This window comes from Alkalibacter mobilis (assembly GCF_015594845.1).
Classification (GTDB): domain Bacteria; phylum Bacillota; class Clostridia; order Eubacteriales; family Alkalibacteraceae; genus Alkalibacter; species Alkalibacter mobilis.
Genome location: NZ_JADNRK010000022.1, coordinates 24,807 through 37,162, shown reverse-complemented (window position 1 = coordinate 37,162; position 12,356 = coordinate 24,807). Strand labels below are relative to the sequence as shown.

General features: G+C 40.6%; 9 protein-coding genes. 4 read left to right on the top strand and 5 right to left on the bottom strand.

Annotated features, from left to right (window positions below; genetic code table 11):
- Positions 1-237 precede the first annotated feature (237 nt).
- The gene (locus IWB18_RS09950; RefSeq protein ID WP_195683472.1) at positions 238-1,527 is read right to left on the bottom strand and encodes a glutamate-cysteine ligase family protein; all 1,290 of its coding nucleotides are present in this window, start codon (positions 1,525-1,527) and stop codon (positions 238-240) included.
- Between the two features lie 203 nt (positions 1,528-1,730).
- Between IWB18_RS09950 and IWB18_RS09945 the strand changes: the two genes are divergently transcribed.
- Positions 1,731-3,737, top strand: coding sequence for a hydantoinase/oxoprolinase family protein (locus IWB18_RS09945; protein WP_195683471.1), 2,007 nt, complete (start codon positions 1,731-1,733; stop codon positions 3,735-3,737).
- 88 nt (positions 3,738-3,825) lie between these two features.
- Here IWB18_RS09945 and IWB18_RS09940 read toward each other — a convergent pair whose 3' ends face one another.
- The 3 genes from IWB18_RS09940 to IWB18_RS09930 all read right to left on the bottom strand — a co-directional run bounded on the left by IWB18_RS09940 (position 3,826) and on the right by IWB18_RS09930 (position 7,065).
- The gene (locus IWB18_RS09940) at positions 3,826-5,082 is read right to left on the bottom strand and encodes a sensor domain-containing diguanylate cyclase (RefSeq protein ID WP_195683470.1); all 1,257 of its coding nucleotides are present in this window, start codon (positions 5,080-5,082) and stop codon (positions 3,826-3,828) included.
- A gap of 156 nt (positions 5,083-5,238) precedes the next feature.
- Positions 5,239-6,591: a sodium-dependent transporter gene (locus IWB18_RS09935; protein ID WP_195683469.1), complete on the bottom strand. Its 1,353-nt coding sequence runs from the start codon at positions 6,589-6,591 to the stop codon at positions 5,239-5,241.
- A gap of 81 nt (positions 6,592-6,672) precedes the next feature.
- Positions 6,673-7,065, bottom strand: a complete 393-nt coding sequence (locus IWB18_RS09930; protein ID WP_195683468.1) for a hypothetical protein — start codon at positions 7,063-7,065, stop codon at positions 6,673-6,675.
- A 187-nt stretch (positions 7,066-7,252) separates the two neighbouring features.
- Here IWB18_RS09930 and IWB18_RS09925 point away from each other — a divergent pair, with 187 nt between their 5' ends.
- The 3 genes from IWB18_RS09925 (at position 7,253) to IWB18_RS09915 (ending at position 11,299) form a co-directional block, all read left to right on the top strand.
- Positions 7,253-8,005 (top strand): NYN domain-containing protein, encoded by a 753-nt coding sequence (locus tag IWB18_RS09925; protein ID WP_195683467.1) that lies wholly within the window; start codon positions 7,253-7,255, stop codon positions 8,003-8,005.
- A gap of 120 nt (positions 8,006-8,125) precedes the next feature.
- Positions 8,126-9,916, top strand: a complete 1,791-nt coding sequence (locus IWB18_RS09920; protein ID WP_195683466.1) for an SLC13 family permease — start codon at positions 8,126-8,128, stop codon at positions 9,914-9,916.
- An 18-nt stretch (positions 9,917-9,934) separates the two neighbouring features.
- Positions 9,935-11,299, top strand: coding sequence for an MBL fold metallo-hydrolase (locus IWB18_RS09915; RefSeq protein WP_195683465.1), 1,365 nt, complete (start codon positions 9,935-9,937; stop codon positions 11,297-11,299).
- A 79-nt stretch (positions 11,300-11,378) separates the two neighbouring features.
- Here the strand turns inward: IWB18_RS09915 and IWB18_RS09910 are convergent, their stop codons facing one another.
- Entirely contained in the window at positions 11,379-12,335 is a 957-nt protein-coding gene (locus IWB18_RS09910) for an alpha/beta hydrolase (protein WP_195683464.1), read from the bottom strand.
- Between the last annotated feature and the right edge of the window lie 21 nt (positions 12,336-12,356).

Below are 12,356 nucleotides of genomic sequence, written 5' to 3'. Positions count from 1 at the left end.
TTTCTTTACGAATTATTCTTTGAAAAACAACAGTCTGTCTCAATTTAATATGAGACAGACTGAAAAAGAGACATTTTCTAACGATAATTACTTTAAAAAAAAGAGACATTTTCTCAAGTTATTGACATATTACATAAGATTACATAAGCACCTTTGACGCCCTGCTCTTATTATAAGACAACTATCGTAAAATAAAGACCGGGTTCACCGGTCTTAGGATCTGTTCGTTATAACTTTTTACTCGGAAATAAAGTTGTCCGCCAAGGCTGTCGCAAGCGTATCTTCATTTCCATTCTTTAAACCCCTTTTTATCAAAGTGGACATGTTCGTATATTTTTCAAGGAGTTCTTTAATTGGTTGAATAAACTTGGCTTCATTGATCTCCAAACCTTTTTCGGCTCTTTCCAGTAATTCTCTTGCAGCCTCAATATGAATTTGGTCAATGACCCTGGATTCGATCATCTCATCCTTTAAATTTTGTATAATATGGTCATTCGAAGATTTCGATTTTTCAAAATAATATTTTAAATTTGACTCGTCGTAGAAAATCCCCTTTATTATAGCTCCCAGTGCCATGTTGTAAGGATACGGCACGCTGTCGCACATTCTTAGCTCTATATATTTTTTTACCCTTACGTCCGGAAAAAACATTGAAAGGACATGTTCGATTTCTTCGTTGTTCATGATACGGTCCTGGTAAACTACGCTCACGATTTCTTGGTCGGTAAAAACCGGTTTTCCGTCTATCATACTTATTACTGCCGGCTTGTTTAAAACATATTCCGCATAATCTTCGTAACCGAAAATTTTATTCAAGGAACCCGGCAAAACTCTGCTTCTGTCTTTATCGACATGATTCCAAATATGTGTCCTGGCCAAATTTTTTTCCCATATGTTTCCTTCAAATATCGGGGTATTGTCAAAAATCAAGGATAAAATCGGTCCAAGAAAATTGGCAGTCCTATACTTCATTTTGAAATCTTCTTCGTTCTCGTAGTCGATCACCGCCTGCAGTGAAGCGGTTCCCTTCATCATGTTGTGGCCGTGAACATCTTTTTTCCCCAGATAATTCGCCATGTATTCGTATCTTTTTTTTGGAATAAACGGGATCTCTTCGATCTTTGAAACTGGGTGGTATCCCAGAGCGATCAAAGAAAAATCGTATTTTTTGAGTATTTGCTTTATATCCCTCAAAAAAGCCAGATATCTTTTTTCGATTTCTCTCAGATTTACAGAATTTTTAGCACTGAGCTCGATCTGTGCACCAGGCTCGAGAGTAATCAGATCGCCGTCTTTTTCAGCTGCCAGTACGTGACCATTTTCTTCCCTGATATTCCACCCGAGATTTTTAAAATCTTTGAGTATTCTCTCTACCCCGTTTTCTTCAAAATAATTGATGCTTCTTTTAGTGGTTTTATCTATGACTATATGTTCAAACTCAAGCCCAATGGAAAAATTGCGAGGAGATTTCTCTCCGCTTTTGATGTATTCGACTATGGCTCTTTTGTTTAGTGTGTAATAATCCATCTTCCAGCTCCCTTCTGATACAATGATACCACATTTTTAATCTGTTAATCATGTAACGAATCACAAAAACAAAATTTCCGTGCAATGAATTTCACTATATAAAATTTAGTTCGATTTTTCTTGTTATTTAGTTAACCTTTTCGAAAATTAATTCTATGTTATAATATTTTTATCATTATTACTATTTGAAAAGAGGCGAATTTATGAGACTGGGAATTGGCATAGACACAGGTGGAACTTATACAGACGCTGTTCTATATGACTTCGAGACCAAAACCATACTTAGTTCTGCAAAATCACTTACTACAAAGGAAGATTTAGCCATAGGTATCCGCGGCGCCCTTGACGGGCTCCCGCAAGACAAGATCCAGAAAGCTGAAATCGTTTCCTTGTCCACGACATTGGCTACAAATGCAAGCGTTGAAGAAAAGGGTGGTCGGGGAAAACTGGTTTTTATCGGCGCAGACAAGGATATTGTTTTAAAGACAGGCAAAAACTACGGACTGCCGGATTTAAATGAAATGTTTTTTCTGGACGGTAAAGTTGATACTAGAGGCGAAATAATCAAGGAACCCAACTGGGAGACTTTCATGAAAGACGTTGAAAAATGGATCTCCGATGCTGATGCCGTGGCAGTAGTGCAACAACTTGGGGTACGGAACTCCACAACGGAACAAAGGGCCAAGGAATTGATCATGGAAAATTATGAGCTCAATACCATATGCGGACATGAACTGTTCTCAGACCTCAACTACATTAAAAGAGGTTCCAGCACACTGCTGAACGCCAGGCTCATTCCGGTCATAAAAGACTTCCTGGATGCGATCAAAACTTCTCTTAAGGAACGAAATGTCAACGCTCCTGTTGTCATTGTCAGAAGCGACGGCAGCCTTATGAGTGAAAATTTCACTACAATAAGACCTGTAGAAACTCTTCTGTGCGGTCCGGCCGCCAGCGTCATGGGGGGGATCGAGCTTACTGGAGAAGAGAATTGCGTAATAGTCGATATGGGTGGAACTACCACGGACTTGGCCATCGTAAAAGATTCCGTACCTGTCAAAGCTCACGATGGCGTAAAGGTTGGCAAGTGGCAAACCTTTGTCAAGTCCGTCTATATAGACACTTTTGGTCTTGGAGGTGACAGCAGGGTCGTCATAGACAATAGTGGCGATATCTCCCTGGGCAATGCCAGGGTCGTTCCTGTATGCATAGCTGCCAAGAGATATCCCGAAATAAGAGAAAAACTCAAATCCCTCGCGAAATCCAGAAGAATAACCCACGAACCTCAACACGAGCTGTTTTATCTGGTCAAGGACATTACCGACAGCGACAAATACAATGCCGATGAACGCGCCCTGTGTACGGCACTAAAGGAAAATGGCCCCATGATTTACGCCGAAGCAGCTCTGACAGTAAAAAAGAAACTTTTTTTCAACAGAATAGACAGACTTGAAAAAGAAGGCATCATAATGAGATGCGGGTTGACTCCTACAGATATGATGCATGTCAAAGGCGATTTCAATCTTTTTGACAGAGAAGCCTCAAATTATGCAGCAGAATATGTCTCTGCCAGGCTGGGAATACCCATAGATTCGATTGCAGACAAAGTCTACGATCTGGTCAAGGAAAAAATGTACTTCAACATAGTGCGGATGCTTTTGGAAGACAAATACTCCGATTATAAAAATAATGGCTTGGATTACAACACGGAGCGACTTATCAGAGACAGCTGGGATGCATTTAAAAATCCGGAAAGTGACAACTTAATAAAATTGAATTTCAAAATGCCTTCTTCCCTCGTTGGTGTGGGCGCACCAATACACTTGTTTCTTCCGGAAGTGGCTGATGCACTGAATACCAAGTGCGTTATTCCGGAAAATGCAGGAGTTGCCAATGCTCTGGGCGCAATCGTTGGAAATGTATCCGCAACCGTGGAAATATCAGTAAAACCCGATTCGGAAGGGGACGGCTTCATCGTCTTCGGAAAACACTCAAATACGTACACCAACAGCTACGAAAAGGCTTTGGAAGAAGCAAAAAAAGAAGCTAAAGATGCCGCAATCCACGAGGCGAAACTTCGCGGAGCCACAGGTGACATTTCGGTCACGCTCAAAAGAGACTACAACGAATCCCTTGCAAAAGAGCTTCCTGAAGGAATGTTTCTCAGTACCACGATCTCAGCTACTGCTTTGGGCAGGATAATACTTTAATTGAATTTATAAAAGACTCCGCTTTTTATTAATTAGAGTGTCTACTTTAAAGGCATCATATCAATTTACTAACGGAGTCTTTTATCTTTTAACTTTTTTTGATTTTCTTTTTATTTATAAGCATATGATCCGATCTCTTGTAAATATCAAACAACGGTATCTTTTCATTTTCTTCCGTTACAAAACCATAGGAGAATTTGAGCTTGTGCCTGTAATCTTCATTGAAGGTTTCCAACTCGCAGGCTATCCGATCAGATATTGCCTTGGCAACGGCTTCATTTGTTTTGGGAAGAATGGCAACGAATTCATCCCCACCGATCCTGGCAATGATGTCTTCTTTTCTAAACATTTTTTTAAGAAGGCAAGCACACCTTTTTATCAGCTGATCACCTGTGTGATGGCCAAAATTATCATTGATTATCTTCAAATCATCAATATCCACGGCAAATACAGTTATAGGGTAATACCGCCCGTTTTTAAACCTTTTTATGGCATCATCGAAATATGCCCTGTTGTACAGTCCTGTCAACTGATCGTGAAAACTAAGGTATTCAAGCTTTTTTTCATAATCCTTTTGCTTTTGAATGTTTCGGGAAATACCAATTATTACAGGTTCCCCAAATTCATCTACTGACAAACTTATATTTGATTCGATCCAGTGATTTTTTTCATCGATTCCCATGACCTGATATTCTGCAGAACCGTGTATCTTTTCTCCTTCAAATATTTCCTTAAAGACTCTTTCGAGTCGGAGCCTGTATTCCGGCAACAAAAAACTCAAGTAATTTTGTCCTATAAAAATGCTTTGTGGAACCTGATAAAATTTCTCTACATTAGGCGAAAAATACGTTATTGTATAATTCCTGTTAATGACAAAAATTACATCCTGGGAATTTTCCACGAAATTCTTGAACATGCTTTCACTTTTCTTGAGCTCCCTCTGAAGTCTTCTCTTTTCCGTCATGTCTACTGATATGCAAAATGATACAAGTTCATCGTTCATCATCCCAGTGTCAATTGACAAGAAAACATCGATAATATTGCCATCCTTGGTCAAATGCTGACTTTCAAAGGTAAGATTGAGTTTTTCAGTTTCTATCGACAGTCTTTCCATTGCTTCTTTAGAAGTATATGGATCCCAATCCCAAACATGCAAATTCAATATTTCTTCTTTGGAATACCCAAGCATTTTTGCAAATTGTTCGTTTGAATCTATCACTTTGAAGTCTCTACCGAGCAAAACCATCCCCAATTCCGAATTATCCAGCAGATCTTTCATGACTTTGAAGCAACCTTTAAAGTCATTGTTCTCCGTCCCATTTTCAATTTTGCCTATAAAATCCATACCTTCCCCCATAAGAGTATTTTAGCGCTTTTGATCCAACATAAAATATCTTATTATAATTTTTAGCACCGCGCAAGGAATTTTGTATAACATTGTCAAAATACGACAAAAACATCCAATTCAGACATAGCTGATTTGGATGTTCATATTTTCTTTCTAAAGCGAAATAATTCCAAATGTAGACAAAACCGAACTCAAAAGGATCAAAACTATAAAAACGGGAGCCACGAATTTTATCATCGTTCCATAAAACTTCTGCTTGCCCAGATCCTTTGCAATTCCAAGTTCCTCCTGGATGTCCTTGATATTGATAAAGTATCCTATCATTACGCACATCAGCAGTGCTCCTACAGGCATTAAAACCGCATTGGTTATGAAATCGAAGAAATCCAAAATGGCAAGATTTAAAATCTTCACATTTCCCCAAATCCCATTTCCCAAAGATGAAGGGATTCCCATAAGTATCACAAAAGCAGTTGTTAAAACTACTGATTTGGTTCGTGAAAGCCCGTACTGGTCGCAAATGGTCGATACCACCACCTCTAACAGAGAAATCGCTGAAGTGGTTGCCGCAAACAGGACCATCAGAAAAAATCCGGTACCTATGAGCGAACTCAATCCCATGCTCGCGAATACCTTTGGCAAAGTTATAAACATCAGGCCAGGACCTGCGCTCAAGGCTTCCTGACTTCCTCCCGAAAATGCGAATACTGCAGGTATTATCATAAAGCCTGCGAGGATCGCCACACCGGAATCAAAAATCTCAATATGCCGAACCGACCTTCCCACCTCGTCATCTTTATTCAGATAGGATCCGTAAGTTATCATTATTCCCATGGCTAATGACAATGAATAAAACATTTGTCCTAAAGCCGCCAACACTCCTTCGATGGAGAACTTGCTGAAATCCGGAATCAAATAGTATTTGAGACCATCGATCGCACCAGGAAGTGTCAAGGAATAAATCCCTATGGCCAAGGATATTATTATCAGTGCAGGCATCAGTACCTTGTTTATCTTTTCAATTCCGTTTTTGACGCCTTTGAATACCACAAATGCCCCTATCAAAACGAAAACTGCCTGCCAAACAACAGGTTCCAGCGGGCTCGTAATAAAGTCTACAAAAAAGTTGTCTGTTGCAGCTTCCAGATAGCCACCGGATGCGTACGTGACAAAATACTTGATTATCCATCCACCGATCACACTATAGTATGGCACGATCAGTGCCGCAACTACTACCGCTATGATCCCCACAAATTTAAACCTTTTATCCAAGGCTCCATATGCTCCGATAGGGCTCAAACGAGTCTTTCTGCCTATGGCTATTTCACTGGACATTATTGCATATCCGAATGTTGTGATGAAGAAAATATAGATCAATACGAACAAGCCTCCACCGTACTTGGCCGCCAAGTATGGAAATCTCCATATATTACCCAGACCTACAGCCGACCCTGCTGCGGCTAAAATAAATCCGAGTTTGCCAGAAAATTCACTTCTTTCTTTCATTAAAACTATGTCTCCTTTCAATAATCGCCAAGAGACATTATAACATAATTTTAGAATCCAACAATAAAATTACCGCACAGTTCAATCTATTTTTCCGGTTTTTCTAATAGATACTACCAACTGACCTATTATTCCTATCAATATCCCTACGGATCCGATAAAAAGATAAGACACAAAAGACACCAGATCGCTCCAACCTTCCGCTGCCCTTGTCATAGACAAATATATCATGTATCCTATGCCCCCAAGATTAACCACCAGTGATATCACAAAGTAAACCTTACCTCCCATAAATCCGCCAAGGGATATGAGCGTAGATGCCCCCAGTGCGATAATTGCGTACGCTTTGACATTATCGACGGTTATTTTAGCATCCGTCAACATGGACACAGCCAGCATAGAGCCGATAATTACTGCAAAAATCCCGATCCATATCAGAAACCAGATTTTCGAAAATTTCTCAGGCAATTTCATATACTTCTCTCCTCGCTATTGAATATGATTCCTTTGATTGAAATTATACCCATTTTTAATCTTTTAATTCCAAAATCTCCAAAATCTTTAACCGGCTCAAATCTTAAAATCTTTTTCGGTTGTAAAATATTCAAATTTTGTCTATACTGAAATAAGGTATATCAATGAGAAGAATAGGAGAGTTTCAATGGAAAATGATAGAAAAATTGCCGTTTTGATAGATGCGGACAATGTGTCAGACAAATATATAAAATTCATCCTGGACGAAATTTCCAATCATGGCACCCCTACAATAAAGAGAATATACGGAGATTGGACAAATCCACACCTTACTTCATGGAAGCCGGTATTGCTCAACTACTCTATAATGCCGATACAGCAGTACAGTTACACAACAGGCAAAAATGCTACAGATGCGGCACTCATCATAGATGCCATGGACATTTTGTATTCAAAAAACGTGGGTGGATTTTGCATAGTCTCCAGTGACAGTGATTTCACCCGGCTTGCAGCAAGGCTTCGGGAGGCCGGAATGTACGTAGTCGGCATGGGAGAAAAGAAAACACCCATGGCCTTCATATCCGCCTGCGAGAAGTTCAAATACCTTGAAGTTCTGGCATCGACGGGAAATGAGTCCTATTCCAGCAACGGAAAAAGCACCAAGACCAGTCAACAAAAGAACGACATGGGAAATAAAAAAGAGTTGATCGAGGCGTTGAAGACCATCATTCGGGAAAGTTCGGACGAAGACGGATGGGCATATTTGGGAGAGGTCGGAAAACGTCTTAACATAAGATATCCCGACTTTGACACTAGAAACTACGGTCATGCCAAACTAACCCCTTTGATCCTTTCATTAAAACAATTTGAAATTCAATCCAGAAAATCCAATCATCCTCACATAAACCATTATTTTGTAAAGATAAAAACAAACAACTAGAAATTATTCAAATTCGGTACTCTTGTATCGGATTTGTTTTTTTATTTGAGTTTATCCTCATTTGCTTAAGGTATAAATCATAGGAATACATTATTTATTTTCGAATATGGGGTGCAAGTGATGACTTTTGAAATAGCATTGACGTACGGAATCCTTACTTTGGCCGTGATTTTATTTTCCACCGAATTTCTAAGAGCTGATTTGACGGCTATGCTCATAATGATCATTCTTCCCTGGACAGGCTTGATCAGTGTCAGCGAGGCTTTCTCCGGATTTTCAAGCAATGCCGTTATCTCGGTAATGGGAGTCATGATGCTGGGATATGGCATGGAAAAGTCCGGCATCATGAAGAAATTTTCCGATTTTATAATGTCCAAGGCCGGTGACAGTGAAAAGAAGATCCTGATTCTGATAACCCTTTCCGTAGGTCTTGTTTCTTCCTTCATGCAAAATATTGGTGCAGCCGCCTTGTTTCTTCCTGTAGTGCGCAAGCTGTCTGCCAATACCGAAACGTCTCGATCCAAGATTATCATGCCCATGGGATTTGCCGCAATACTCGGAGGAACCATGACGATGGTTGCTTCCGGTCCGTTGATAGTACTCAACGATCTTTTAGAGCCAAAGGGCTATAGCCGATTTGATCTTTTTGACGTGACTCCCATCGGCCTTGCTCTTTTGACCGCCGGCATCTTGTATTTCCTGCTATTGGGCGACAAAGTCCTTCCAAATCCGGAAAAAGATCATTCCATGGATCATCAAGACTACTTGAAACATCTGTACGACCTTCCTGAAACCGTATACGAGCTAACGATCCCCGAAACCAGCCTCCTCATAGGTAAAACCATAGAGGAAATCAATCTTTGGGGCGGTTACGATCTTCATATCATTGCACTCAACGAATCTCAAAGTACGGACTATGCTCCCTGGAGAAAAACAAGATTCAAAAGTGGTCAAGTCATGGCAGTACTGGGTTCAAAAGAAAAAGTGACTATTTTTTCAGAAAACTATTCACTCCCACTAAAAAAAGATCTCCAAGTGTTCAGGGACATTAAAGATAAAGATTATGCAGGTTTTGCTGAATTGATAATCCCACCCAACTCCAATTTCAAAAATAAGAAAATTCAAGAAGTTGCCTTCAGAAAAAATTTCAATGTGGAACCTGTGGCTTTTCTAAACAGGGAGGGTGATATGATCGAAAACTTCGACTATCCCTTACAGTCCGGTGAAGAGATAGTGGTTTTCGGACGTTGGAATGACATAAACCAGTTAAAGAACAATCGAAATCTGATCCTTGTCGACCAGGGCAGATCATCTGAGCATATACCCAAAGACGGCAATCCTTGGATGGCACTTATGTCTCTTGCAGTGTCGCTTACGATGATACTTTTGGGAATGGAGCTTTCTCTCGGCTTCTTCACAGGAGCTCTGTTGATGATAATCACGAAAGTGATGCCCAAAGAAGAAATTTACAGAGCAATCGATTGGAAAACAGTTTTTCTTCTTGCCGGTTTGATTCCTCTCGGTATAGCATTTGAAAAAAGCGGAAGTGCCAAATTTACGGCAGATTTCATCGTTAGATCGATATCCGGTTGGAACGTTTTGGCCATACTGGCCGTCATATCCATCCTTGCATCTCTTTTTTCACTGTTTATGTCAAATGTAGCCGCAACCGTTCTGCTGGTTCCTCTCATAATACTTATGGGGGAAAATTTTGGTTTGGATCCGCGCGGACTTGCCCTACTGGTTGCAGTAAGCGCATCAAACTCATTCATACTCCCCACGCATCAGGTCAATGCGTTTCTTTTGACTCCCGGAGGGTATAAAAATTCTGACTACTTAAAAGCCGGCGGTATTATGACCCTTGTATTCTTGACAGTCGCAATTTTAATGACTTATTTGATCTACATATAATCACGAGGAGGTTTTTTTATGATCTTAAAACATTTTTATGTGGAAAAAATCGCACACAGCTCCTATATTCTGGCCGGAAATGAAACTTGTGCAATCATCGATCCCAGAAGAGATATAGACATTTATATCGAAGAATCTTTGAAAATGGGCTTGAAGATCACACATATCCTGGAGACTCATTTGCATGCTGATTTCATATCCGGACATATTGAATTGGCCCAAAAAACAGGAGCTAAAATTTATATGCCAAAATCAGCAGAAGCAGATTTCGAACATGTCGCTCTGTCTGAAGAGGATGAGTTTTTTATTGAAGACATGAAGATCTCCGTCTTGGAAACTCCAGGCCATACTCCGGAGCACATAAGCTACGTAGTCATCGACACTGCCACCGGAGATGATCCAATCGGGATCTTCACAGGCGATACTCTCTTTGTGGGAGATGCGGGCAGACCGGATCTTTTTCCTGACAGGGCTTTAGAACTTGCTGAAAAGCTCTACAACAGTCTACACGAAAAAATCATGAAACTGCCGGATTTTTGTGAAGTTTATCCCGCCCATGGAGCGGGCTCACTATGCGGAAAATCCATGGGTGCCAAATATACCACCACTATAGGCTACGAAAGAAAATTCAATCCTGTGCTACAGGAAAAAAATATCGAAAATTTTGTCAAAATGCTCACGGAAGACATGCCTGCGGCCCCTGACCACTTTGCAAGAAGCAGCAAGATCAATGCACAAGGACCCAAACCTATTTCCGAACTTCCCGTTATGAGACTCATGTCACCCATTGAATTTGACGAATCTCGAATGAATGAAGACACTATCGTTGTGGATACACGAAGCTATTTCGCATTTGGAGGTCTTCACGTACCAAATGCATACTGCCTTGACAATACCGGCAATCTTCCCACTTTTGCCGGTTGGGTCCTTCCTCCCGAGAAAAACATCCTTTTGGTTGCCGAGAATCTGTCAAAAGCTAAAGAAGCCGTAACTTGGCTGCAAAGAGTCGGCCTGGACAATACCATAGGTTATCTCGACGGGGGAATGCATGCCTGGGCTACATCGGGATTGCCTTTTGAAAGTGTGCGCCAAATAAGCCCCAGGGAGTATGAAGATCTAAAACACGATGAAAACTTGACAGTGGTCGATGCCAGAGACAGGCTTGCATATCTGGAACAGCATATCGAAGGCGCACTAAATATTCCTGCGCCGGATCTGCGATCCCGACATATAGAGCTTGACAAGCAAAATACGATCTTGGTCATATGTAATTCCGGAGTAAGGTCAAGTCTCGGAATCAGCATCTTGAAACAAAACGGTTTTGAAAATATTCTTAACTTTGCAGGAAGCATGAAAGGATACCTGGCCTACAAAGAATCATAAATACATGTGTAAATGGACCATGGGAAAAATTTCCCATGGTCCATTTATTCGACCTCTTTTGCACATCTATCTCAAACTTCTATTTGTTGTAGAATACATCTTTAAAAACATTTATGACTTCAGAGTCAAACCTTATGGCTATATCGGATTTAGGCGCCATTGCATCAAAAGCATGAAATGTTCCCGGCAGAACATGAAGTTCTGTCGCTACATTTGCCTGATACAACCGCATGGCATATTCTATAGCTTCATCCCTTAGAATATCCAGTTCACAGGCTGCGATGTAAGTTCTGGGCAGACCTGCCAAATCTTTCGCCATGGCAGGTGATGCGTACTGAGGCACATTATTTTTATCAACATTCTTAAGATATGCATTCCATGCTTTTTTGGACATTTGAGTGCTCCATGTCCTTGTATCTGAAATTTCATTGGAACTCTTTGTTATATGCCTGTGATCTAGAACCGGGTACATCAAGACCTGAAAACACGGATTTATCTCTTCCGATCCCCTCGCCATTAGACAAACTGCCGCCGCCAATGCTCCGCCTGCACTCACACCACAAACAGCTATCCTGTCTTTGTCTATATTTAATTCTCCACTATTTGAATACATCCACTCCAACACTGAATAGCAATCATCAAAGGCCGCAGGATAGGGATTTTCAGGGGCCAGCCTGTAATCGACCGAAACTACGGTACATTCTGCAAATTCAACCAAATTTCTACAAAGCTCATCGCTCATTTCCGGCATTCCCAGAAAAAAACCGCCTGAATGTATAAACATTACCGCCGGTGTATCCTCCTCAATTTCAGTCGGAGAATAAACCTTTACCCTAACTATAGGATTTCCATTGAAACCAGGAACAAATTTTTCTTCTTCCCGCACAGCTTCGTTCTTGGGAAATATCCCCTCCAGGCCTTTTAAAACCTCGTGCATTTTGTTTCTGATATCCACCAAATCGGCCTTGACGTCAGTTTTGGTGGAATTCTCAAACACTCTCTTAAGTTGCGGATCGATGTTGTTAAGAATATCCATGTGATCTCATATCCTCCTTTG